The sequence below is a fragment of the Bartonella sp. AA83SXKL genome, assembly GCF_042196965.1.
GTDB lineage: Bacteria > Pseudomonadota > Alphaproteobacteria > Rhizobiales > Rhizobiaceae > Bartonella.
In genome coordinates this window covers 89727-115320 of sequence record NZ_JBHIRG010000007.1, presented here as the reverse complement: position 1 = coordinate 115320, position 25594 = coordinate 89727, and the positions used below count along the sequence as shown (strand labels likewise).

The following is a 25594-nucleotide window of genomic DNA, read 5'->3' as shown; positions in this document are numbered from 1 at the left end:
ATATTCTCAGCAGGAATAGTCCATACATCATCTTCAATCTGATCTTCACGAATATGACGCAAAGGGTTGGTACGAACCCCTGTAAGGATAAGCAAACGCAAAGCCAGTTGTGTGGGGTTTGTTGTTTGGCAAAGCGTTTTATAAAAAGCGGGAACATCTTTCCAATCCATTGCAGGTAAGTTTTTGATTTTATGGCGTTGTTTGCCTAAGAGAGCGCGTGCTTTTTCTACTGCTTGTAAATCAACATCTAAACCCAAAGCAGCCGCATGTTTGAGACAAAGATTGAGACGAATGAGAGCTCTACGCGCTGTAACAGCTTTTGTATGCCAGATAGGGGCAATAGTGTTGCGTATCTCAGTTTGTGTAATCTCAGAAACCGGCAGACAACCTAATTTAGGGAGAATATGAAGGCGTAATGGTAAAAACCAATCTCCATCTTTACCATCATTCTTGAGTTCAGCTTTACGACTTTCAAAAGCATCTAAGGCAATGTCTTTTAGGTAATGGAGATTACTTATTGCCTCACGCTTTTGTTTCTCACGTTCTTTAATGGGATCACGCCCCTCATGCAAAACAGAACGCCATTGATTTGCTAATTCACGGGCTTTTTTTAAAGAAACATTTCGCAACGCCCCCAAGCCCATTTCACGACGGCGCCCATGAATGGTATAACGATAAATCCATTGAGCACCTCCATCTTTACGCTTATGAAGTAACAAGCCGGCACCATCATTATATTTACCAGCTCCCAATGTTGCGACAGCCCTTGCATTAAGACGATTCATAAGAACCATTTTTACTCCTTTCTGCTATAGTTTTTACCCACACATCAACCCCGCTTGTGACGTGCAAGCAAGTGATTTTGATTGATTCAAGATACACAGATTTAAGATGAGAGAATCTTACGTTATTCAGGGGTCTAATTCAATATGAACAGAGCTAGATTATCATTATAAATCAATATCTTGTATCGGGTTATCAAGCGGGGGATATTCTCCCTGATTCTGTTTGGTGTTTAAATCACTATCCGAGGAGTGATCCAGAGGGAATGCTTTACGATCCGTGGAAGAATATTTGGGTTGATATTTATCTTCAATCAGGGACAGATGAAAATACGAAGTCTGCCTATGGTGTTCCGATTACAACCAATCGTAGCTATTCTGACCATCACGTGGATTTTTCGTCTGTTAATAAGAGATTTTTGACGAGTGATGAGTTCGCGTCTTGCATGTATGGAATCAATTCGGGAACCAGTATTATAGGCAATAAAGCGCCTTCTCCCAAAACTTCTGGAGGACACGTTGATACAGAAAATCGTCGTATGATTTCGTATATCGGTTGTGAGGATGGTTGCGGTTATGTGTGGCAATTTTTGTCTGGTTGTTATCCCGTGACGAAATGGCATACAGGGGAACAAGGAAGCAGTTTACGTGTAGACGTAAATGTTATGTTGGGAGGAGGCGATTGGTCCGGTGATGCTAGTAATGGTGAATTTGCGCGGAATTTTGCGCATTGATCACTCCGAACGCCTCTTAGATATGGCTAAGAAATTAGACATATCTGTAGGATTTTTATCTTCTGTCGAGATTGGCAAAAAATCTGTTCCTGTAGGACTGGAGGAAAAGATCATAGAGCTTTATGGTTTATCAAGAGAAGGCTTTACTCTTAAGAAAAGCAGCCTATGCTTGTCGCAAAACTTTTACAATCAAGACTTCTGATCCGTTGAGGCGTGAAGCTGTTGGTGAGTTTGTTAGAAATTTAGAGAATTTTTCACAACAAAACTTAGCAGAATTAAAAGACCTTCTTGAGAAAGTTTGCAAAAAAAGAGGCGTCCTATAGAGATAGGTTGAAAAATCCTATTCCCTAACTTTTATTTACGCGTCCCTCACTGTAAAAAATATATGGAAAATCAATAAATTATTTTGGATAAAAAAGAGCATGGTGCCCCCAGAGAGACTCGAACTCCCGACCCCCTGATTACAAATCAGGTGCTCTACCAACTGAGCTATAAGGGCATAACCATGTAGGAGTTAGCACAAACTAACAAAAAGGAAAACAGAAAATTATTAAATTTTATGCATATTAAAAGAAAACTATATAAAAAATAACCAATTTATTTCCTTTTTTCCACTTTTTACAGCAAGGTTGGAACTATCCTTATGTTGATATCTTATAGAATCTTTTATAAGAATGCACCGTTTTGCTATCGAATTACGAATCTGAAGACTTTGATTGATGAGCAAGGTAATTTTCTAGCCAGTGAATATTATAATTACCATCAGCAACATCTTGATTATTAATAAGATCGCGAAAAAGAGGCAGTGTAGTTTTTATCCCATCGACGACAAATTCATCTAAAGCACGCCGTAAACGCATCATACATTCTAAACGGGTACGTCCATGAACAATCAGCTTTCCAATCATGCTATCATAGTAAGGAGGAATACGGTAACCTGAATAAGCGCCTGAATCAACACGAATCCCTAAACCTCCAGGTGTATGAAAATGTGTAATGGTTCCAGGTGATGGCGTAAAGTTAATAGGATCTTCTGCATTAATACGGCATTCAATGGCATGACCAGAAAAACAGACTTCATCTTGTGTCACTGAAAGCTTACAGCCTGATGCAATATGGATTTGTTCGTGGACTAAATCTATACCTGTAATTGCTTCAGTTACAGGATGCTCAACTTGTAAACGTGTATTCATTTCAATAAAATAAAATTCGCCATTTTCATAAAGAAATTCAATAGTACCAGCTCCACGATATCCAAGTTGGGCACAGGCATTTGCAACAATACTTCCAATTTTTTTCCGTTCAGTTTCATTAAGTGCAGGTGATGTAGCTTCTTCCCATACTTTTTGATGCCGTCGTTGAAGTGAACAATCGCGTTCTCCTAAATGAATAGCATTTCCCGCACCATCACCTATGACTTGAATTTCAATATGACGGGGTTTTTCTAAATATTTTTCTATGTAAACAGCGTCATCACCAAAAGCAGCTTTCGCTTCTGAACGCGTTGTTTTGAGAGCTATAGAAAATTCTTGTTCAGAATGAACGACTTTCATACCACGTCCACCACCACCTGCAGAAGCTTTTATAATAACTGGATAACCAATTTCACGAGCAGTGCGTAAAGCATCTGATTCTTCAGTGACTGCTCCGTCTGAACCGGGAACTACAGGAATACCAAGTTTTTTGGCGGTTTTCTTTGCTTCGATTTTATCGCCCATGATTCGGATGTGAGTAGCTGTTGGACCTATGAATGTAATATCATGGGCTTCTAGAACATCTGCAAATTTTGCATTTTCAGAAAGAAAGCCATAACCTGGATGAACAGCATCCGCTCCTGTAATTTCACAAGCAGCAATAATTTGCTGAATACTCAAATAAGAATCACGAGCGGGAGGAGGGCCAATACAAACACTTTCGTCAGCAAGACGAACATGCATTGCATCTGCATCAGCGGTAGAGTGAACAGCCACGGTTTTTATGCCAAGTTCTTTACATGCACGTAAAACGCGAAGAGCAATTTCTCCTCGATTAGCAATGAGGATTTTTCGAATCATGGTTGCCCCTCGCTTTATTCAACAATAATAAGTGGTTCACCAAATTCAACAGGTTGACCATCTTTGACAAGAACAGTGGTTACCGTACCTGAGCGCGGTGATGAAATTTGATTCATTGTTTTCATGGCTTCAATAATAAGTAATGTCTCCCCTTCAGAAACATTTTGCCCTACTTCTACAAAAGGTTGCGCGCCTGGTGAAGGTGCAAGATAAGCTGTTCCAACCATTGGAGAGGTTATTGTGTTTTTTGATCTATCTTCTTGGATAGATTGTATAGGAGATTCAGCTGTTGGAACTGGAGAAGATGTTACAGAAAAAGTAGGAGTAGAAACAGGAGCATAGATTGCTTGCTCAGAAGAAGTTAAGGTATTTTGGCGTGAGACACAAATACGAAGCTCCCCTTGTTCAACTTCAATGTTCGTTAAATTTGTATCATTCAAAATTTCAGCAAGATCACGAATAATTTTCGTATCAATTGCGTTTTTTGCCGAATCCATTTTTTTTGTTGCCATTTTATTTCTAACTCCTTGATCAATGAAGATCGTCATTATCTCATTTTATGACCGAATATCTCTAGATTAGGGATGACATCTTTTGAGGCTTTAAAGATTTTTATTTCCTTTAAATCATTATACTTTGCAATTTAAAACTTGTATCTGCTTTACGCAAAATTGCACTTATAAGCCTGTTATCAAAAAAGAGAAAGCATAAAATTACCTCATTTACAGTATTCTTCCTAAAACGGATCAGGTATTCACTGTGTATTATCTATCGCTTGTTTTAGAATATCCTGTTTGGCAGCGCCGATGAATATTTTATCACCAATGATGTAAGAAGGTGTTCCCGTAATATGAAGTGCAGAGGCAATTTGAATGTTTTCTTTAAAAGCGTTTTGCAGAGTGGGATCTTGTATTGCATTATGTAGTTTTTTTTCATCTGCTCCTAATGAAACAGCTACTTTAATAGCTTTAGCTTCATTTGCACGACCCTGATACATTAAAAGCGTTTTGTGAAACTGAGGATATTTCTCTGGAAATTGTTTTCGAAATGCGTAGGCAACAGTATGGGCTGCCATAGAATCAGAGCTTAAAATTGGTAAGTCCTTGATAATAACCTTTAAATCTGGATATTCTTTTATCAAGTCTTCTATATTTGAATAGGAAATTTTACAATATCCACAGTTGTAATCAAAAAAATTGACAAGCACTCTTTTACCATTTGGGTTTCCCAAAACAGCGTCATGAGGAGAATGAAAAATCTCTTTTTCTAATGAATGAATGACTGAAGTTTGTTTTTGGTTTTCGTATTCATTCTGTTTTTCCATCTTATCTTGAAGAATAAGCTGCATTTCAATCATAATTTCTGGATGAGTAAGAAGATACTCTCTGACGATTTGTTGAATATGATGAGAATCAGTATGTGGTATCATTTTTTCTTTAAGCTTAGATAAAAAGCTAGAATCTTCTAAAAGTTGTGATTTAAGCTTTTCTAAGCTTAAATCATTTGCTGTTTTTGAGCGTGACGTTGCGTTTGATAAAGAAGGTAAAAAGATTAAAATACTCGACATAACTATGACTAAAATTTTTGAAAGAAGTGTTATTTTCGAGTTTTGAGAGTGATAATTCATTTGGATACCTTCACATTTTCTAGGGTGTCATTGAGTGAACTATATGAAAAGTGCTATCTATGTGCAATGAAGCATTTAGTTATAGTGTATCTTTAAGAATGAGAAAAAACATCAATTTTTCTCTAAAAAGATTTCATATGATGAACCTTGGCTTGGCAAGGATTATGTTTTGTAAAAGATAAAAAAATTCTCTTTAATTTGTCAAATGTTGTTTTGATGTATAAGGATATCAAAAGCTTTTTGTGCGTGTTTATTTTAAGAAAAAGTACGTTGATAATACAATGAAGAACACTTGTATTATTTTTTCCTGTTGCTTTATTGAATACTGAGAAACAAAATTAAATAATGAAAAGTGAAATTATGAAAACTACAACACATTATGAGCTGTTTATCATTGGAGGAGGGATAAACGGCTGTGGATTGGCAAGAGATGCAGCAGGACGCGGATTTAAAGTGGGATTGGCTGAAATGAACGATCTTGCATCTGGGACCTCAAGTGCGTCAACAAAGCTTATTCATGGTGGGCTTCGTTATCTTGAACACTATGAGTTCAAACTTGTTCGTGAAGCATTGAAAGAACGCGAGATCATTTTACGTATGGCTCCACATATTGTGCGTCCTTTGCGTTTTCTCCTTCCTTATCATAAAGAATTGCGCCCTGCTTGGATGTTGCGTTTTGGACTTTTTATTTATGATTATTTAGGGAATTGGAATCAGAAATTGTGGCGCAGTAAAACGATTAATTTTTCACAAAAATTTTGCTCTACACTGAAGAAAGAATATCAGAGAGGTTTTGAATATTCTGATGCAAGAGTAGATGATGCGCGTTTAGTTATTGGCAATGCTCGTGATGCAGAAAAGTGGGGAGCTGATATAAAAGTACGAACAGAAGTTCTCTCTTTAAAAAAAGAAGACAATAAATGGCGTATATTTCTTCAAGACAAGTTAAGTAGCAAAGAATATAGTGTCACAGCTTCTTATATCGCGAATATGACAGGACCTTGGATTGATCATGTTTTGGCAAGCATATTAGATTGTAAAGAACATCCACCAGTACGGCTTGTTAGAGGTTCTCATATTTTGGTTCCCAAGCTTTATACTCATGATCGTGCTTATATTTTTCAAAATGGTGATGGGCGTATTATATTTGCTATTCCGTATCAAGAAGAGTTTACCTTACTTGGAACAACAGATTGTAATTATCAAGGAGATCCGGCTGACGTTCATATTACTGATACAGAAATTGATTATATTTGTGCAGCAGCCAGTGAATATTTCATACAACCAGTGTTGCCTGAAACGATTGTCTGGTCTTACTCTGGAGTTCGTCCACTCTATGATGATGGAGCTTCAAAAGCACAAAAAATTACGCGCGATTATGTTTTAAAAGAAATGGGAACAGGAACGACACCAAAGATACTTAATCTTTATGGTGGAAAGATTACAACTTATCGTAAGTTGGCTGAAGATGCGATGAAATTTGTTGAAAAAGAGCTTGGTAAAAAGGGAGCATCATGGACGGCTAAGGCAGTACTTCCAGGGGGTGATTTTCCCTATAACAAATTAGATACAATCGAAAATAGGATTGCTCTTTTAATGCCAGATTTAGATGCTTTTACACATCGCAGGCTTGCACGCTCCTACGGTACGGAAGCATTGGTGATCTTTGCACATGGTAAGGCAAATAAAGGAAAAAATTTTGGACATGGGCTTTATGAAGTAGAAGTAAAATGGTTGATGGAAAAAGAATGGGCTAAAGTATGTGAAGATGTGTTATGGCGTCGTTCAAAACTGGGGCTCCTATTTAATGAACAAGAGGTTGATACTCTTTCTTCCTATATGCAAAGCCAACAAGAGATTGAACAACGTTTATGATCATTTCATTTTACAAATTGTATCTGCAATATTGTAAAATATTTTCCTTCGAGAGATACTGATATTAGTTATAGATATTAAAAAGGCAATGGTTGTCTATACCCTGATTTTAGTTTTTTTTTTGCAAGAATCACAAAATGGCAAAATTAGATAGAATATTTAAGATGAAATTTGTCTATCTTATAAAGTGAAATCTAAGAATATCACCAAAAAGAACTCATTGATAAAAAATAATTTATAATTAGACTCGTGTGAAATAAGGTTTTTTCTTCTTTAGGAGAAGATAAAGCTACTTTCTGTATCGTTTATTTGCACAATGAGTTAAAAAAATCTAAAGAAAATTAAATCGATCATGAAAAATTGTATAATGTGTTAGTTTAGCATTTATTATCTTAAACGCTGTACTAAATCATGTAAGGGGAGAGGCTTGAAGAGCGTAAGAAGAACTTATAAATGAGTTTTTTATATTATAGTAAAAATCTTCTTTTTTCATGTTTATATACCTGAACACTAATCTATGAGAAATGCGATATTGTGTTTTGGCATGATTGATTGTAGTAAACCTTGATATCAATTGGAAATAATGAGCTGTTATTATACTCATGATAGTATAAGAGAATAAAATTTTCCGTAAACTAAAAGTAAGTATTTTTTTATGTATAAAGAGAGAGCTATAGGGACATGAGAGTAATACCCTCATGATATTTTACAACCTTCCATCGCCTATAAAATTTGCAGTAGCACCAATGTTGGACTGGACAGACCGACATTGCAGGTTTTTTTATCGTCTTTTAACGAAAAAAGCTCTCCTTTATACGGAAATGATGGTAGCAGATGCTGTCATTCATGGTGTTCGTGAACAATTGTTGGCTTTTAGCGACAAAGAACGTCCAGTTGCATTACAATTAGGGGGGGCAGATCCGAAAAAGTTAGCAGAAGCTGCACGAATTGCTGAGGATTTTGGCTACAACGAAATAAATCTCAATGTTGGTTGCCCATCAAATCGTGTTCAAGCAGGGGTCTTTGGAGCTTGTTTGATGCTACATCCAGACATTGTGGCAAATGCAGTAGAAGCAATGAAACGAGAGGTTACTATACCTGTAACTGTCAAATGTCGGATTGGAGTGGACGAACAAGATGAAGAGTTAGCGTTAGATCTTTTGGCTAATCAGGTTTGGAATGCTGGATGTGATGCGCTCTGGATACATGCACGCAAGGCATGGCTACAAGGATTGAGTCCGAAAGAAAATCGCAATATTCCGCCCCTTAATTATGAAAGGGTTTACAAATTAAAAGGTCAATATCCTCATAAATTCATTGGGATAAATGGTGGAATTAAATCGATTGATGAGATCAAAGAACACTTAACTTTCTGTGATGCTGTCATGGTTGGTCGCCAAGTTTATCATGATCCAACTTTGTTAAAACATATTGATTTTGAACTCTATGGTGAGTCGCAGAATAGTCTAAGTGAGAGTGATCTTATTGAGGTTATGTGTGATTATGCGGCTCGACATATTGCATCGGGGGGACGGCTTTCTCATGTGACGCGTCACATGATTGGTTTATTTCATGGGCGGGGTGGGGCACGTCGATGGCGGCAAATACTATCAAATGATGCGACAAAACCAAACGCAGATATATGTACTTTAAAAGAAGCTTTTTATGCTCTCATTTAATAACAGTCAGACAATTAACATATATTAAAGTTGAGATCCTTTGCGTTTTGATTTCTTTGCGATAATTTTGATCCCTTCAATTTTATAAGTTTTTGAAAGTTTATAACTTTTATTATGAATAAGAATGTTAGAATTTATATATTAAACGGCATGCTGATTATGCCTATTAAATAAAAAATAGCTTAAGGGTATCACTGTAAAGTAGTCATAAGATATTAATAACATTTTGAATCTTGCACGTTTGTTATTGGGGTAGAAAATAGAATGTAGAAATTATTGCTTTCATAGTATTTAACATTTTTAAAGCACTGTTAAAAAAACAATAAATTATTCATATCCTGTATATATGACGTGATTTTCATAAACATTGTAGATTTTAAAAGGTATCCTTATGATCGCTAGTCCATTTGATGATTTTCGTGCTTTGCTTACAAATTTACCTGTTGCTGATGAGTTTTCTATAATTTTGGCAAAAAAATGGCAAAAAAACTTAACAAAAGAGCAAGGAACATTGGGAAAACTAGGAGATATTGCTGTTTGGTATGCGGGGTGGAGGGGTACAGAAAAACCTATCGTAACGCGACCTTTGGTTGCTATTTTTTCTGGAAACCATGGTATTGTAGAGGAGAATATTACACCATTTCCACAATCTATGACACAAAAAATGGTAGAAAATTTTGCCTCTGGTGGAGCTGCTATCAATCAAATTTGTATTGCTTATGATCTTGGATTAAAAATTTTTGATTTAGCATTGGAATATCCAACAATGAATATTACGAAGGATGCCGCAATGGATGAGCGGAGTGCAGCTGCTACAATGGCATTTGGAATGGAATCCATTGCGGGTGGGACAGATCTTTTATGTATTGGAGAAATGGGAATTGGAAACACAACAATAGCTTCAGCTTTATGCTTAGCATTGTTTGGAGGGGAAGTGGAAGAATGGACAGGAAATGGTATGGAATCAGAAGGTGATTTTTATCAGCGTAAAATTGCAGCGGTTAAGACAGCCATTTCTTTGCATAAGGATTATTTTAATGATCCTTTTGAGATAATGCGTCGCTTAGGAGGACGTGAGATTGCTGCTATGGTTGGTGCTATTTTAGCAGCAAGAATAGAAAAAATACCCGTTATTTTAGATGGTTTTGTGGCAACAGCAGCAGCAGCGGTTCTTTATAAAATGCATCCAAAAGCTCTTGATCATACCCTTGTTGGACATGTTTCTTCTGAGACAGCTCATCGTAAACTTTTAAAAAAAATTGGCAAAGAACCACTTCTAGATTTGGGGATGCGTCTTGGTGAAGGGACAGGAGCAGCTATAGCAGCTGGTATTGTCAAAGCTGCTGTTTTAACACATGCACAAATGGTGGTTTTTTAACAAGAAAGTTTGAATGCCTAAAAGATCATAAGACGGATATAAAAAATCTTAAGAGCTTTGTTCATGCGTCTTGTCGTGTAATTTAATATAATTAAGTGGAAGTTCTGTTGTATATTTAATCTGTTCCATTGCGAAAGAAGAAGAGACATCACGGATGTCAATTTTAGAAATTAATTTTTTATAAAAAAGATCATAAGCTTCAATGTTGGGCACAACAACACGCAATAAATAGTCAATATCTCCACTCATTCGATAAAATTCAATGACTTCACGGAATTCTTGCACAATTTTTGAAAAACGCTTAAACCATTCATGACTATGTGTATTTGTGCGAATAGACACAAAAACAGTGACGTGTGCGTTTACTTTTTCTGGAGAAAGAACAGCAACACGACGTTGAATGACGCCATCTTCTTCAAGTTTTTGAATTCTACGCCAGCAAGGAGTGGTAGAAAGCCCCACTTTTTTAGCAATATCAGCAACAGAAAGTGTCGCATTTTCTTGCAAAAGATGTAAAATTTTTCGGTCAAGACGATCCATATTTTTTCTCAATATTTTAATTTATAAAAATTTACGCACTAAACGACGCAGATATACAATAAGCTCATCGTTAAACCATGGGTTTTTCTGTAACCAAGAAGTATTTCGCCATGACGGATGAGGCAAAGGCATAACATTATAGCCTCGAGGTTGAGGAATGGAAAGAATATTTCTCCAATCACCAACAGTTGCAGAAACGGTTTTATGTTTTAATTCTGTAATGTGCCACTTTTGCGCATAACTGCCAATAGCAAGAACAAGCTTTATTTGAGGCATTGCCTGAAATATCTTTTCATGCCATATTTCTCGACATTCCCGTCTTGGTGGTAAATCAGCTTTATTTTTGTCATAACCTGGAAAACAAAATCCCATAGGAACAATAGCAAAAAGAGATTTATTATAAAATTCTTCTTTCGTGACACCCAGCCAATTACGCAATTTTTCACCAGAGCGATCATTAAAAGGGATAGAAGTTTCATGGACACGCAACCCTGGTGCTTGTCCTGCAATTGCAATCGAAGCAGTATTGGATAAATAAACGACAGGGTTTGGTTCATGAGGAAGAGGAGGAAAATAATGGGGTTGTTGGACGCAAACACGACAGGAATAGATCTCTTTTTCAAGTTTGATAATTGGGCTACATTGTTTCATTAGTAAATAAAATTAAAAAATATTTTTCTTATTCTGTGCGAGGATTTGCTTTGCGCCATTCTTTTGGTCGTTGAAAACTTGATACCCATATTCCTTTCTTTTTCTTCCTAGCTTCTTGCTCTTCTTTGGGGTATTCATAATAATTTACAGCCCAACCATTATGTACAAGTGTTGCGTTGATATTGCTAACTTGTTTTGTTTTACATGTTGCAAGAATACGGCGATATTTATCTGTTTTTTGCCAGTGACATGTAACAATTTGATTTTTTAATAATTGTTCTAAATATTTCTTTGCTTCAAGCCCACAAGGGTAGCGTGCTTCCTTTTTTCCACAAAATTGGTGGAGTTCAGGAGCATCAATTCCAGCTAGTCGAATCTTAATTGAAGAAATCATAATGGTATCGCCATCAATGATTAAAGCATTTCCTTTAACAGAGTTTTGAGAAGAAAATTTTTCTTTTTGAGGCAACCGTTGAGTCTGCTTAAAATAAGTTGACATAATGATAAGAATGCTAGCAGCGACAAAAATACTGAAACCGATAAATTTTAGATTAAAGATTCTTAGATCAAAATGAGAAAAAGATTTTTTCATGAAATAAAGAAACTGCTAACATTACTATAACTCTATTTTAGTATTGTTTATAATTCATCCGAGAAGCTTTATTCATATGACGAAACAATGTCTCGTTTTAATGACAAAATTTTCGTTAGATATCACAATAATCAAATACTCATGCAAAATATATGTAAGCAACTTAAATAATAAATCAACTTATCCAAATCCGTACAAAACATACAAAGTTTAAAGTAAACTTTTTAAACTTAAGGAAATAAAAAAAACACCCCTCAAAAAATAACTTTGAAGAGCAATACTCCCACATTTCTTTTGGAGTATAAAATCTATCAATTTAATAATAATTTTATTTATTTAATTTTTGTTTCTTTAAATTCAACGTGCTTTTTTACAACTGGATCATATTTACGCTTGCTCATTTTATCTGTCATTGTACGGCTGTTTTTCTTTGTTACATAGAAAAAACCAGTATCTGCAGTTGATAAAAGCTTGATCTTAATGGTTGCTGCTTTAGCCATAATGTAAATACCCTATTTATACTGAAAAAATATTATTTCTGTCAAAATTTATTTCCGACATCATCAGATTTTCCGGCAACACTACGGATGTTCTCAAAAAAGTCAAGAGCTGATTAATTTTCTCATAAGTTGGACAAACACCAAAATGACATATAAACCGAAAAAAACAGCCATGGCTATTGAAAAACCAAAGGGTTTAAAGATATCCATGGATTTTCCGATAAAGGTCGGTCCGATGAGTATACCAATTCCATAACAAAAAATAAAAGCAGAATTAGCAGCAGCAAGTTCTTGCCCCTTGAGACGGGCTCCTAAATGTGCAAGACTAATTGTATAAAGGCTCGCTGATACACCACCCAGAAAAAACAAATCAAGCATCAGAATCCATGGATATTGAAGAATCCATGGTACTATAAAAGTTCCTATAAAACCTAGAATAGCGCAACTCATCAGTGGGTAGCGTCGATCTTTGGCGTAGTCGCTTATAATGCTGATAGGAATTAAGAGGAAAATATTCCCAAGTGCAAGGGTTGCCATAAAATGTGCTGCTTCATTCTCATTATAACCAATGGATAAACTAAAGGGTATTATAAGAGTTAATACGCCCATTTGAATGGCCCCGTAAACAAGGACCGCCATCATTGCACTTGGAACGTGAAAAAGATAACGAAAAAATGGCATATATTGATTTTTTTGAAATTCTGGACTTAATTTCCAAGCGGTAAGAATTGGTATAGTAGCAAGCATAATAAGGCTATATCCAACAGCAAAAGGAATAAATCCTTGTGTTCCCACTTTTGCTAGCAGCGTTAGACCTATTATAAACCCTAATCCTAAGACAATAGCATAAATAGAAAGGATCAAACCGCGTTTTTTGGGGGGAGCATAACTGTTGATCCAAAACTCTGACAGGATAAACATAACTGTCATGCTGAAATGTAATATAAACTTTAAAATAAACCAAACCCATATGGGATCAAAAAAATAGAATCCTAAAAAACTTAAAGATCCTATCGCCATCATAAACAATATTGTTTGAGCGATTCCTAAGCATAAGGCGATTCGAGACGTAAAAATAGCTGCAATAATTGTGGCGATTCCACCAACTGTTCCACTATAGCCGATTGTACTGTTGGAAAGTCCTTTCTCTGCCATAAGAAGAGAAACAAGTTGTGTTCCCATTGCCAATGCTGTTCCAACAGTGCCAATGGTTGCAATAGCGGCAATAATTGCACGCAAAGAATTATTTTGAGAGTCAAAAGGTTTTTTTTTCATGAGAATGGCTTAAGGTACTCTTGTTTATTTAAACAATGAAAAGATGAGCTGAAATGAAAGGAAGCCAAAACTATACTTTGCAGTTTCTCTCATTTTCTAAGTATAAAAAACTGCAAGATTTTTATATGGTTATTATAGACTTAATAATAAAATTTATCCTCTTGTATACTAGAGAAAGAAGATTGTATATATAAAATAATATAAATATTATATAATATAAGTCATTTCTTAAATTGAATTTATTATTCATATTCTATTTAATTGAGGGCAAGAAGCTTATTTTTTTCTTTTCCCATAAAGAGTATACTTTTGTTTTTTTAATTTGTTTTTATGGTAGGATGTCGGTGAAAATTTTATTGGACGAGGTTTTGTTAACAGTTCAAAGCATAAAGCGCCAGCAAAAGGTTGTACCGTTATAAGTTTTACTTCTACAACATCACTGAGCTGATAGCCTTTATGGCTACGCTGTCCTACAAGAACATGTTGTGCTTCATCAAAATGATAATAATCATTTTTAAGTGTAGAAATATGGACAAAACCATCTGTATTGAGTTTATCAAGTGAGATAAAAAGACCTGCTTTTGTAACTCCGGAAATGCGGCCTGTAAAAATACGACCGATTTTATTCGTTAAATAGTGAGCAACAAGCCGATCTATCGTTTCTCTTTCAGCCATCATTGCACGGCGTTCGTATAAAGAAACTTGCGTAGCAATTTCTGCAAGATTTTGTTCTTGTGTATCTGTTAATTGATCATTTCCTAATTTGAGAGCTTTAATGAGTGCTCGATGAATAATGAGATCAGCATAACGACGGATTGGTGATGTAAAATGTGTATAGTTCTGCAAATTCAAACCAAAATGGCCACTATTTTTAGGGTTGTACTCTGCTTGTGATTGTGAACGCAAAATAACTTGATTGACTAGTTCTTGTTGTTGAGTATGAGCGACCTTTTCTAAAATTCTATTAAGGCGCGCTGAGGTAAGTTCGCTTCCGCGGGAGAGTGGTATCCCCAAACTTTGAAGAAAGCTCCGAAGTATTTCTTGCTTAGCAAGAGAAGGTTTTTCATGAATACGATAAATGAGCGGCTGGTGATGTTGTTTTAATGTTTCAGAAGCTGCAATATTGGCTTGTATCATAAACTCTTCAATTAAACGATGCGCTTCTAATTGTGTTTCACTCACAACATCTTTTATGCATCCATTTTGATCAAGAATAATCTTTTTTTCTGCAATTTCTAATTCTAGTGGTTGGCGACGATTTCGCGCAGCTTTAAGGCATGCATAGGCTTCCCATAAGGGGTGCAAAATGCTCTCAAAAAGAGGGGCTATTTTTTCATTTATATTACCTTCAATTGCCAATTGTACTTCTTGATAAGAAAGTTTGGCTCTTACACGAATCATAGTACGATGAAAACTATGTTTTCGTTTATTACCGTTTGCATCAAAAATCATACGAACGGCTAAAGCTGGTCTTTCTTTTCCTTCACGCAGAGAACATAAATCATGAGAAAGGCGTTCAGGTAACATTGGCACAACGGTATCGGGAAAATAAACAGAATTTCCACGTTTCAATGCTTCTTTATCTAAAGCGCTTCCTGTTTTGATATAATAAGAAACATCTGCAATGGCTACAATAATAATCCAACCATCATTATTTGCTGGATCCTTATCCTTGGTTGCATAAACTGCATCATCATGGTCTTTTGCATCTGGTGGATCAATTGTAATAAAGGGTAATTGTTGCCAATCTTCACGATTATCCATATTGGCAGCTTTGATATGTTTGGCTTGCTCAAGAACACTTTCAGGAAAAATATAAGGAATTCCTTTCGAAAGAAGCGCTATCATTGAGAGTGTTTTCTCACTCTTAATGTGCCCTAAAACATTCTTTATTTTTGCGTTCTTTAATCCGTAACCAGTATTTTTTTTTATTTCGACTTCAACGAGATCACCAATTTGAATCTTCATTTCTGGAGACATTTCAACAATGAGTTCATTGGTTTTGCGGTCTATAGGATCAAGGCGCCATTGATTATTTTCCAATTTTCGTACAATAGCAAATGCGCTTTTGGGAGATACGTCAATTTTACGAATAATTCGTCCCGTATAAGGATGACTTGAGCTTTCAGAATTTTTATTTCGAAAAACTTTTACAAGAATATGATCTCCAACACCAATATTACTTCCTTTTATGTGATGAAAAGAGTGTATTTCAATATTGGGCTTTGGAGAATCTTCCCATTCAAGAGGTTGTGCAATAAAACTTCCATCTTTATCACGTCCACTAATTTTCACTAAAGTAACAGGGGGTAATTTTCCTTTGTTTATTGCTCTTTTTTGGTGTTTAGATATGAGATTTTGATCCTTTAACTCACGTAACATATCTCTAAGCCAGATACGAGAATCGCCTTTTAAGTTAAAAGCTTTAGCGATTTCTCGTTTACTTGAGTGGTTAGGATTCTCAATTATAAAGGAAAGGATTGCTTCCTTATTGGGAAAAGTTTTCCCCTTGAATGAAGAGAGATATTTTATGTTTTTTTCACCTTTAGCCAAAATTTATGTCTCTTTTATTTTTGCTTTTGTTTTAGAAGAAGCTCTTTTTGAAGTTGTTTTTTTACTCGATGCTTTAGCCGATATAAGTTCTAGTGCCTCTGGAAGAGTTACACTAATGGGATCTTTATCTTTTGGCAATGTTGCATTAATTTTACCCCAATTGACATAAGGACCATAACGCCCGTTGCGCACGGTAATGGTTCCTCCTTCGGGATGCTCTCCTAATGTTGCCAATGCTTCAGGTGTTGTTCTGCTTTGCCTGGTTTTGTTTTCTTGTTGTTCTGCTAATACTGTAACAGCGCGATTGATACCAATATCAAAAACTTCATCTGCATGAAGAAGGCGCGCAGATTTTCCGTTATGGCTAAGATAGGGACCATATCGTCCAATCGTAGCCGTGATTGTTTTTCCAGTTTCAGGATGAATGCCAATTTCACGGGGAAGGGATAGTAAAGCCAAGGCTTTATCAAGGGTTACATTTTCTGCCTGCCATTCTTTTGGTAATCCTGCACGCTTAACTTCTTTGCTTTCACCAAGTTGAATATAGGGACCAAACCGGCCATTACGAAGAGAGATCTCTTTTCCTGTTTCAGGGGCAATACCAAGTATGACAGGTTCATCATTGCGTACAGCTTCATTCTCTTCTCCAGTATCTGTACCAAGTTGGCGTGTGTATTTACATTCGGGATAATTGGAACAGCCAACAAAAGCACCATAACGCCCAAGTTTTAATGATAATTGACCATTTTTACAAAGAGGACAGGAACGTACATCACTTCCATCTTCGCGTTCAGGAAAGGCGAGAGGTGCTAATGTTACATTTAAAGCATCAAGAACATTAGTTATACGGAGTTCTTGAATATTGATAATAGATGCATTAAATCCATCCCAAAAATCTCGCAATACGTCTTTCCAAGAAAGTTTGCCATCAGAGATAAGATCCAGCTTTTCTTCAAGATCTGCTGTGAAACCATATTCTACATAGCGATTAAAAAAATTTTCAAGAAAGGCTGTAACAATACGTCCCTTGGCATCGGGAATAAGCTTTCGTTTATCAATGACAATATATCCACGGTCACACAATGTCGCCAATGTGGATGCATAAGTTGAAGGACGACCAATTCCTAACTCCTCAAGCTTTTTAATTAATGAAGCTTCAGAATAACGAGCAGGGGGCTCTGTGGTATGTTGTACAGATTCAACTTTTTCTTTTGTAAGTGCTTCACCAGTGTTTATTTGTGGTAAACGTGTTGTTTCATTTTCTTCATTATTTTCTTCGTCTCGTTGATCCGTGTAGACGGAAATAAAGCCATCAAAGCGAATAACAGATCCTGTTGCCCGTAGATTTGCACAGTTTTCTCCTGTCTGTGCTTCAATTTCAACAGTTGTACGTTCAATTTCAGCAGAGCGCATTTGGCTGGCAATAGCACGCTTCCATATCAGCTCATAGAGCTTTGCTTGATCGCTATCGAGAAAATTACGGACTTGACTAGGATTGCGTTGAAAATCTGTTGGACGGATCGCTTCGTGTGCTTCCTGTGCATTTTTTGCCTTTGTTGAATAAAAACGTGGCTTTTCAGGAATATAGTCTTTTCCGAAAGTTTCATGAATAACTTTTCTTGCTGAATCAATAGCCTCAGGTGCTATCTGCACACCATCGGTACGCATATAAGTAATAAGCCCTGCCGTTTCACCATTAATTTCAATGCCTTCATAAAGTTTTTGGGCAATTTGCATAGTGCGAGAAGCTGAAAATCCTAATTTTGAAGAAGCTGCTTGTTGTAGTGTGGAGGTTGTAAATGGAGGAAAAGGATTTCTCTTTGTAGGTTTTGCTTCAACACTGAGTGTATGGTATTGGGCTTGCTCCAACATAAAGCGAATTTGGTCTGCTTGTTCTTGAGATTGAATATCAAGCTTGCCTATTTTTCTTTGATTAAACATTGTCAATCTTGCTTGGAAACTATCATTTCGGATGGTTTTTAACTGTGTTGTAATGGACCAATAATCTTCTTTGATAAAATGTTCTATTTCTGATTCACGATCACAAATAATACGCAAAGCAACCGATTGAACGCGTCCTGCTGAACGCGCACCAGGGAGTTTACGCCATAAAACAGGTGAAAGTGTAAAACCAACGAGATAATCAAGAGCGCGACGTGCAAGATAAGCATCTACAAGTGATGTATCAATATCACGTGGATTGTTCATAGCATCAAGCACAGACTTTTTGGTGATGGCATTGAAGACAACTCTTTTAATAGGTTTATCTTTTAAAACTTTTTTTTGACGGAGAACATCCAGAATATGCCATGAAATAGCTTCCCCTTCACGATCAGGGTCTGTTGCTAATATAAGGCTATCAGCTTCTTTAACGGCTTTTGCTATTTCATTTAAACGTTTAGCGGCAGCAGAATCTATATCCCATTTCATAGAAAAATCTTGATCCGGTAAAACAGAACCATCTTTTGCAGGCAAATCACGAACATGTCCAAATGATGCGACAACTTTGTATTGAGACCCAAGATATTTATTAATTGTTTTTGCTTTTGCTGGAGATTCAACGATAACGATATTCATAATTTTACCCAAATATTGAAATAAATTTTTTTTATAAACGCCTTTTACGCGAATAGCTAATGCCAATTGCTTAAGAGCACATAAAAAAATATTAGCCATATAAAAAACATGAATATTGTACAACTTATGATTGTCATTATTAGAGTACACCCTATATAGAATTACACGATTTATTTTCCACTGTTATTACAAAAACATACGGCGAAATACTAAGATAACGTCTATTGAGAGGTAGGAGGGGAAATGCTCAAGGATAGAGGATTATGTTTATAAATCATTTAAAAGTTATCCAATATATTACAGACATGTCAAAGCAAATGAATCAGATGGCGCGTCAGGCGCACAGTCCGCTTTTAGCATTGCTTTTGGATATGGTTGCCAAAGAAGGGCAAAGCATTATTAATAGTGCTGAGGCTCTTGGGGAAGATCAAGATTCGACAATGACACACAACCACCAGAGTGTCGAATAAGCTTTCCAGCAAGCTCGAGTTCTACCAACAAGAGGTAGAGAGTTGGGAGTGAAACACCGGAGTGGATACTGAGTGTGTCTAAGTCGATTGGCGTTGTTGAAAGAGCGGAGAAAACTGCTGCACGTGCTGCATCATCATCATCTGCTAAAGAGAGGCTGCTGTTTTTTTCATCTGCTAAATTAAAATTCTCCTTTTCAAGTTGTAAAGAGGATGATTCCTCAAAAAAATTGAGTTGCGAATTTGGAAGCGGTAAAATTAATGGCGTAAGTGTTTCTATAATGTCAGAAGGATGTGTGGTGAGTAGAGCACCGTCTTTGATAAGATTGTTTGTACCAACAGATCTTGGATCAAGTGGAGAACCGGGAATGGCAAAAATTAACCGTCCCATTTCAGCTGCTTGACGTGCGGTAATTAAGGACCCTGAGCGCAGGGCTGCTTCTACAACCAAGAGACCAAGTGATAGAGCTGCAATAATACGGTTTCTTCTTGGAAAATCGATAGCACGCGGCTTCCAAGAAATGGGCATTTCGCTGATGATGGCTCCACCGTTGGCAATAATATCTTCATGCAACTTTTTATTTTCAGGAGGATAGATATGATCAATTCCTCCAGCCATGACTGCAACAGTTCCTGTTTTTAAACTTGCTTGATGCGCAACGCTATCAATTCCACGAGCGAGCCCAGAAATTGTTACAAAGTCTGCTTCTCCGAGAAAACGTGCAAATTGAGCCGTAAGCTTTTTTCCAGCAGCTGAAGCATTTCGAGAACCTATAATTCCAATAGAAGTTTTTTGAAAAATTGAAACATTACCTTTGATAGCAATAAGCGGCGGAGGGGCTTCTGTAACCTTAAGAAAAGATGGATAATCTGGTTCTCCCATACCGATAAACCGGACACCTAATTTTTTAGCTTTTTGTATTTCTTTTTCTGCATCTTCTAAGCTTGCTATTTTAATAGATGCAGAACCACCACCTTTTCTACTAAGCTCTGGCAGTGCTGCCAGAGCATTTTCTGCTGTTTTATAATGATCAATGAGATTGCGAAAACTAACAGCTCCAATATTTTCACTACGCAATAACCGTAACCAGCTTAGACGTTGACGATCAGTAAGCAGGATTCCTTTATTTATCTCCGTGTTGCGTACCAATCTTACTTTCTTCCCCAATTAATAATCTACCGATATTTGCAGAATGTTTTATAAACACAAATACGCTCATCACAATCAGCATACAATAGAAATAAGAAGCGGAAAAATAAAAAACAAATATCGGTGTGATCGTAACAGCAATAAGCGCAGATAATGAAGAATAACGCATGAGGAGAAAAATCGTTATCCATACAATAATAAAAATAATTGCTGCAGGCCAATAGATTCCTAAGCAGACTCCTAGATAGGTAGCAACACCTTTGCCACCTTTAAATTTAAGCCATACGGGGAAAAGATGTCCTAAGAAAACAAAAAAGCCTGCTAGAGAAACAAGGATACTATTGTCTAGCGGATCACTAAAAAACTTTATAACGAAAACAACGATAGTTCCTTTCAACATATCACAAAGAAGTGTTAGAGCAGCAAGCTTTTTATTTCCTGTTCTTAAAACATTTGTTGCTCCAATATTGCCGGAACCGATTGTTCTTATATCACCAATTTTGAACAATTTCGTTAAAAGAAGACCAAATGGAATCGAGCCAATGAGATAAGATATGAGGAAAATAAACCATGGAGTGGATTGAAAAAATATTTCTGCTTCATTCATTAAGAATCTCATTAAATTTGTTGATCAAGTTTAAAAACGTTTTTCCCTTTCACAAAGGTCTGGAGCACGCGTCCTTGAAAACGTGCATTCTCAAAAGGGGTATTTTTTGAACGTGAATAGAGCTTCTCTTTCGAAACAACCCATGGTTCTTCAAGATCAACCACAATAAGGTTTGCATGAGCCCCTTTTTTGAGTGTTCCTGCATTGAGTCCAAAGAGCTTTGCAGGCGCCGTTGACAAAAGTTCCGTTATCCGTAGAAGAGATAGGCTCTCATTATGATAAAGGCGTAAGGCTGCGCTCAATAAGGTCTCCATACCAATAGCGCCAACTGCCGCGTCATTAAATGGTAAATGTTTTGTGTCGATACTCTGAGGATCATGAGAAGAGACAATAACATCTATAATCCCATCCTTTATTGCTTCAATCATTGCTATACGGTCTTCTTCTGTACGCAATGGGGGCATTAAGCGAAAAGAGGTGCGATATTCACCAATGTCATTTTCATTGAAAGATAAATGATTAATAGATACACCCGCTGAAATTTTCTCACTGCGTTTTTTACCTAAACGAAGTGCATCAGCAGAGAGTGCTGTCGATATTTGAGCAGCATGATAGCGTGTTTGCGTTAATACTGCTAATCGCAGATCTCTTTCAAGAGGGATAACTTCTGCTTCGCGAGGGATGCCAGAAAGACCAAGCCAACTGGCAAGCAGTCCTTCATTCATCACACCTTGCCCTGTAAGATCTTTATCTTGCGTTTCATGTATCAATGGAACATCAAAATCACGTGCATAAGTCATTGCACGCCGCATAACAGATGAATTTTGAAGTGTTTTTTTCCCCTCACTAAAAGCAACGGCTCCTGCATCTTTGAGCAAACCAAATTCGGTTATTTCTTGTCCGTTGAAACCTTGTGTGATTGAAGCAACGGGATAAATATTGACCAATGACATTTCCTGTGCTGTATGCGTAATAAATTTAACGAGTGCTACATTATCAATAACTGGATGCGTGTTTGGCATCATAAGAAAGGAAGTAATACCACCTGCTGCGGCCGCGTAACTTGCTGATGTAATTGTTTCACAATGTTCATTCCCTAATTCTTCAACAAAAACGCGCGCATCAACAAGTCCAGGGAGAATTGCTTTGTTTTGTGCGTTAATAACTTCTGCTTCTTCAGGGAATCCCTGATTCAGAGCTTCTTTTCCAGCGGCTATAATTCGTCCATTTTTAACAATAACTGTACCAATTTCATCGATTGCGCGCGAAGGATCAATAATACGAGCATTCTGAAAAACAATTGGTTTTATCATTTTTTTTCTCCACTGATCTTTGCGCGTGAATCTAATAAAGCCTCCATGACAGCCATACGCACTGCAATTCCCATTTCTACTTGTGTCTGAATCATACTTTGTGGTCCATCTGCTATATCGGATGCAATCTCTACACCACGGTTTATTGGTCCAGGGTGCAGAATAATAGAATCATTTTTGGCATAGGCTAAATTTTCTTTATGTAAGCCAAAATAATGGAAATATTCACGCGTAGAAGGAATAAAAGAGCCTGTCATCCGTTCATGCTGTAAGCGCAACATCATGATAACGTCAGCATTTTTAAGACCTTCTTTCATCGTGTTAAAAACCTCAACACTCATATGAGCAATTTCTGCGGGTAAGAGTGTTGAGGGAGCAACAGCACGAACACGAGCACCCAAAGCATTGAGACACAGGATATTGGAACGGGCAACACGTGAGTGTAAGATATCTCCGCAAATCGCAACAGTTAATCCTTCAATACGACCTTTTGCCCTTTTAATGGTTAGAGCATCTAATAAAGCTTGGGTTGGATGTTCGTGGGCACCATCACCTGCATTAATAACACAACAATCAACTTTTTGCGCTAATAAAGCTGCCGCTCCTGCACTGTTATGGCGAAAAACCAATATATCTGGCTTCATCGCATTGAGAGTTGTAGCAGTATCAAGTAATGTTTCTCCCTTTTTTACAGATGAGTTGCCGATCGCAAGACTCATCACGTGTGCACCTAGCCTTTTACCCGCTAATTCAAAAGAAGATTGTGTTCGCGTAGAGGCTTCAAAAAAGAGATTAATTTGAGTCCGTCCATGCAAAGTAGATTTTATTTTATCAATTTTGTTAGAAAGGATAACATTTTCTTCTGCACGATCAAGCAATGTATTAAGATCTTGTACACTCAGATCTTTAATAGCTAAAAGATGTTGATGAGGGAAAAGTGGAAAAAAATTATTTTGCATCATAGCATTCTTCTTTATCTCTCTCTAAACAGGTTAAACAAGCATTTGTTTGAATATGATAAATGTTTCTTAACTCTAAAAAGACAAATAGTCTATGATATGAATGATTTGAATGTAGGAATATACCTATGAGTGCTGTATCTGCGCAAAATACTCGTCGAAAAAATACATTTCTTAGCGATACGCTTATGTTTCGTATTGCTTCTACTTTGCCTAAGTTTTTGTTAGCAAGTTTTGAAGAAATAGGGGATTTTGCCGCGAGTCGAGAAGCATGGAAACTTTCTTACTTAGCGAATCATTATAAGCCTTTACTATGCTATAATGATGAATGGGGGCAACCAACAGAAAGATTAGAGATCCATTCTTCCTATCAAGCTCTTCAACAATATTCTAGACAAGCAGGTTTGGTTACCTCGCTTTGGGAAAATACGAGCTCAGAAAATGGAGTACGCTATCAAGCGCGTGCGATTCGTTTAGCTTTATCTGCTGGTTTAGAAACAGGACATTTGAATGAAGTTATCATAACGAGTGCAGCTATTGCTGTTTTAATTAGTGATATTGAGCTCTTCAAAAAATGGCAAAATGTACTTTTATCACGCCAATATGATTCCTCATCAAAGCCTATTCATCATAAAAAGGCTGCTTCTCTAACTTGTGCATTTGACGATATTGAAAAATACGCTTTCAATTTTCCAAGTGTTAAGAAAATTTCTTTCGATGAAAGTATGGAACGTGATCTATATCGTTTAAATGTTGTAAAAACCAACGTTATTAATCCTACCGCTGACGGATATCTTGTTAGTGCAGATTTAGATGGTCATTTAAGTTGTTTTTTTATTCCACGCATACAAGAAAATGGCGCATTAAATGGATCTATATCGATTCGTCATTTAATTCAGCGTTCTGGAGAACTTTTAACACCAGAGGGGGTTGTCGACTTCCAAGGCAGTTATGGCTGGCTTTTGGGAAATGCTGGAGAAGGGCTTAAAGTTATTAAAGATATCGAGACGATGATGCGTTTCGATCAATCTGTCATATCGGCAGGTGTTTTACGAGCGGCTCTTCAATTTGGTATGGATTTTTTCCGGAAAAAAATGCCCAATCAGCCTTTACCTCCACTGACAGAACGTATTTTTGCAGATATTGCATTAGATATAGCTGCCTCACAAGCATTGGTTTTGCGTTTAGCGAGAGCATTTGACAATGCAGCAAATGACCGTTCTGAAGCAGCTTTTGCCCGCATTATGACACCTATTATTGCTTATCATGTAAGTCAATTGGTTGTGCCTATTATTGGTGAAATTATTGCACAACTTGGTATTGAAAGTTTTATAGAGAATAATCCATTATCACAAATGTTGCATAATGGGCCTGCGCGAATTGTGAGAAATAGTTCTGCTAATCAATTGGTAAAGGATGCCATTCTTATTGCTGAAAAAGCACCGGGATTGTTTCAGAAATTGTTGGAAAAAATTGCTCTTGATATTGGACCAGCGGGACCACGAGCAATTGAAATTATTAAGTCAGCAGGTGATATGGCATCAGCAAATGAAGGTGCAGGAAGATTTTTTGTTGAACAAGTAGCTTATGCAGCAGCAGCAGCAGCATTACGTTCTACAGACATAGAACATGTTGCGAATGCCTATATGGAAAGCCGCCTTGGGGGACAATGGAGATCTTCTTACGGGATGCTCATTGCACGATATAATGCAGGGCATTTGCTCAATGTCCTCTATCCTTCCATATGATGAAAGTTTTGAATTCTATTAAGAGCACCTTGCAATATAAAAGCGGCGGCTGCCGAATCAATACGGCTTGCTCGTTTAGCGCGCGATACATTCATTTCTAAAAGAGACCGTTCCGCAGCAATTGTTGATAAACGTTCGTCCCAAAAAACAAATGGAATTTTTGTATAAGCTTTCATATTGCTCACAAAAGCTCTGGTTGCTTGAACACGAGAGCCACTGCTTCCATTCATGTTAAGAGGTAAGCCAATGATAATAACGCCTACATTTTCACGGTCAAAAATTTTAATAAGTGTGTAAGCATCTTCTGTAAATTTTTTTCGCTGTAGTACAGGACGCGGATTTGAGACAATCAGCCCCCTATCAGAAATCGCAATTCCGATAGTTTTTGTCCCTAAATCTAAGCCTGCTATTGTTTGTCTAGGCAAAAGATGTGTTATAACTTCATCTATATTAATAACAGTCATAAAGGTATAATACGTTTTTTAATGTTTCAGATCTATAGTTATATTCTTTATTCATGTTATCTAATATTC

General features: G+C 36.8%; 22 protein-coding genes, 1 tRNA gene and 1 pseudogene. 7 read left to right on the top strand and 17 right to left on the bottom strand.

The window, feature by feature from the left end; translation table 11 throughout:
• Window positions 1–794: tyrosine-type recombinase/integrase (locus ACFINO_RS05320; RefSeq protein WP_375655196.1), on the bottom strand; the 794-nt coding region annotated here is incomplete at its 3' end.
• 254 nt (window positions 795–1048) lie between these two features.
• On the opposite strand from ACFINO_RS05320, the gene ACFINO_RS05315 reads away from it, so the two are divergent.
• Together ACFINO_RS05315 and ACFINO_RS05310 are read left to right on the top strand one after the other, a co-directional pair.
• Window positions 1049–1516 carry a hypothetical protein gene (locus ACFINO_RS05315; RefSeq protein WP_375655195.1) on the top strand — a complete coding sequence of 156 codons (468 nt, stop codon included), beginning with the start codon at window positions 1049–1051 and terminating at the stop codon, window positions 1514–1516.
• A pseudogene (locus ACFINO_RS05310) lies at window positions 1476–1839 on the top strand (XRE family transcriptional regulator). The gene ACFINO_RS05315 and the pseudogene ACFINO_RS05310 overlap by 41 nt, the downstream one beginning before the upstream one ends.
• 100 nt (window positions 1840–1939) lie before the next feature.
• Here the strand turns inward: ACFINO_RS05310 and ACFINO_RS05305 are convergent.
• The 4 genes from ACFINO_RS05305 to ACFINO_RS05290 form a co-directional block, all read right to left on the bottom strand.
• Window positions 1940–2015, bottom strand: a tRNA-Thr gene (locus tag ACFINO_RS05305).
• Between the two features lie 196 nt (window positions 2016–2211).
• Window positions 2212–3570 carry an acetyl-CoA carboxylase biotin carboxylase subunit gene (gene accC / locus ACFINO_RS05300; RefSeq protein WP_375606916.1) on the bottom strand — a complete coding sequence of 453 codons (1359 nt, stop codon included), beginning with the start codon at window positions 3568–3570 and terminating at the stop codon, window positions 2212–2214.
• Between the two features lie 14 nt (window positions 3571–3584).
• Window positions 3585–4082, bottom strand: a complete 498-nt coding sequence (gene accB / locus ACFINO_RS05295; protein ID WP_375634155.1) for an acetyl-CoA carboxylase biotin carboxyl carrier protein — start codon at window positions 4080–4082, stop codon at window positions 3585–3587.
• Between the two features lie 242 nt (window positions 4083–4324).
• Window positions 4325–5197 (bottom strand): DsbA family protein, encoded by an 873-nt coding sequence (locus tag ACFINO_RS05290; protein ID WP_375655194.1) that lies wholly within the window; start codon window positions 5195–5197, stop codon window positions 4325–4327.
• Between the two features lie 345 nt (window positions 5198–5542).
• Here ACFINO_RS05290 and glpD point away from each other — a divergent pair, with 345 nt between their 5' ends.
• From glpD to cobT, 3 genes are all read left to right on the top strand, one after another.
• A complete protein-coding gene (glpD, locus tag ACFINO_RS05285; RefSeq protein ID WP_375655193.1) occupies window positions 5543–7072 on the top strand; it encodes a glycerol-3-phosphate dehydrogenase in 1530 nt (509 codons plus the stop codon).
• Window positions 7073–7770: 698 nt separating this feature from the next.
• Window positions 7771–8751 carry a tRNA dihydrouridine(20/20a) synthase DusA gene (gene dusA, locus ACFINO_RS05280; RefSeq protein WP_375634149.1) on the top strand — a complete coding sequence of 327 codons (981 nt, stop codon included), beginning with the start codon at window positions 7771–7773 and terminating at the stop codon, window positions 8749–8751.
• A gap of 391 nt (window positions 8752–9142) precedes the next feature.
• Window positions 9143–10129 carry a nicotinate-nucleotide--dimethylbenzimidazole phosphoribosyltransferase gene (gene cobT, locus ACFINO_RS05275; RefSeq protein WP_375634147.1) on the top strand — a complete coding sequence of 329 codons (987 nt, stop codon included), beginning with the start codon at window positions 9143–9145 and terminating at the stop codon, window positions 10127–10129.
• A 48-nt stretch (window positions 10130–10177) separates the two neighbouring features.
• Here cobT and ACFINO_RS05270 read toward each other — a convergent pair whose 3' ends face one another.
• The 7 genes from ACFINO_RS05270 to topA form a co-directional block, all read right to left on the bottom strand.
• Window positions 10178–10669 (bottom strand): Lrp/AsnC family transcriptional regulator, encoded by a 492-nt coding sequence (locus ACFINO_RS05270; protein WP_375608344.1) that lies wholly within the window; start codon window positions 10667–10669, stop codon window positions 10178–10180.
• 21 nt (window positions 10670–10690) lie between these two features.
• Complete coding sequence (locus tag ACFINO_RS05265) at window positions 10691–11320, bottom strand: uracil-DNA glycosylase family protein (protein WP_375655192.1); 630 nt, start codon at window positions 11318–11320, stop codon at window positions 10691–10693.
• 28 nt (window positions 11321–11348) lie between these two features.
• Window positions 11349–11912: a thermonuclease family protein gene (locus ACFINO_RS05260; RefSeq protein ID WP_375655191.1), complete on the bottom strand. Its 564-nt coding sequence runs from the start codon at window positions 11910–11912 to the stop codon at window positions 11349–11351.
• 332 nt (window positions 11913–12244) lie between these two features.
• Window positions 12245–12412: a 50S ribosomal protein L33 gene (rpmG, locus tag ACFINO_RS05255; protein WP_004864083.1), complete on the bottom strand. Its 168-nt coding sequence runs from the start codon at window positions 12410–12412 to the stop codon at window positions 12245–12247.
• Between the two features lie 102 nt (window positions 12413–12514).
• Window positions 12515–13687 (bottom strand): MFS transporter, encoded by a 1173-nt coding sequence (locus tag ACFINO_RS05250; RefSeq protein WP_375655190.1) that lies wholly within the window; start codon window positions 13685–13687, stop codon window positions 12515–12517.
• 276 nt (window positions 13688–13963) lie between these two features.
• Entirely contained in the window at window positions 13964–16240 is a 2277-nt protein-coding gene (rnr, locus tag ACFINO_RS05245) for a ribonuclease R (protein WP_375655189.1), read from the bottom strand.
• Between the two features lie 3 nt (window positions 16241–16243).
• On the bottom strand, window positions 16244–18817 hold the full coding sequence (gene topA, locus ACFINO_RS05240; RefSeq protein WP_375634137.1) for a type I DNA topoisomerase: 2574 nt from the start codon (window positions 18815–18817) through the stop codon (window positions 16244–16246).
• 263 nt (window positions 18818–19080) lie between these two features.
• On the opposite strand from topA, the gene ACFINO_RS05235 reads away from it, so the two are divergent.
• Window positions 19081–19287: a hypothetical protein gene (locus ACFINO_RS05235; protein ID WP_005773510.1), complete on the top strand. Its 207-nt coding sequence runs from the start codon at window positions 19081–19083 to the stop codon at window positions 19285–19287.
• Here the strand turns inward: ACFINO_RS05235 and dprA are convergent.
• The 4 genes from dprA to ACFINO_RS05215 are packed head-to-tail and all read right to left on the bottom strand — an operon-like array spanning window position 19217 to window position 23316.
• Window positions 19217–20452 (bottom strand): DNA-processing protein DprA, encoded by a 1236-nt coding sequence (dprA, locus tag ACFINO_RS05230; RefSeq protein WP_375655188.1) that lies wholly within the window; start codon window positions 20450–20452, stop codon window positions 19217–19219. The two genes, ACFINO_RS05235 and dprA, sit on opposite strands and share 71 nt — an antisense overlap.
• A complete protein-coding gene (plsY, locus tag ACFINO_RS05225) occupies window positions 20409–21041 on the bottom strand; it encodes a glycerol-3-phosphate 1-O-acyltransferase PlsY (protein ID WP_375634134.1) in 633 nt (210 codons plus the stop codon). The genes dprA and plsY overlap by 44 nt, the downstream gene beginning before the upstream one ends.
• A gap of 11 nt (window positions 21042–21052) precedes the next feature.
• On the bottom strand, window positions 21053–22354 hold the full coding sequence (locus ACFINO_RS05220) for a dihydroorotase (protein WP_375634132.1): 1302 nt from the start codon (window positions 22352–22354) through the stop codon (window positions 21053–21055).
• Window positions 22351–23316 (bottom strand): aspartate carbamoyltransferase catalytic subunit, encoded by a 966-nt coding sequence (locus ACFINO_RS05215; protein ID WP_375655187.1) that lies wholly within the window; start codon window positions 23314–23316, stop codon window positions 22351–22353. Before ACFINO_RS05215 ends, ACFINO_RS05220 begins: the two co-directional genes overlap by 4 nt.
• 125 nt (window positions 23317–23441) lie before the next feature.
• On the opposite strand from ACFINO_RS05215, the gene ACFINO_RS05210 reads away from it, so the two are divergent.
• Window positions 23442–25061, top strand: coding sequence for an acyl-CoA dehydrogenase family protein (locus ACFINO_RS05210; protein ID WP_375655186.1), 1620 nt, complete (start codon window positions 23442–23444; stop codon window positions 25059–25061).
• On the opposite strand, the gene ruvX is transcribed toward ACFINO_RS05210, so the two are convergent.
• Complete coding sequence (gene ruvX / locus ACFINO_RS05205) at window positions 25046–25525, bottom strand: Holliday junction resolvase RuvX (RefSeq protein ID WP_375618120.1); 480 nt, start codon at window positions 25523–25525, stop codon at window positions 25046–25048. The two genes, ACFINO_RS05210 and ruvX, sit on opposite strands and share 16 nt — an antisense overlap.
• Window positions 25526–25594: the final 69 nt, after the last annotated feature.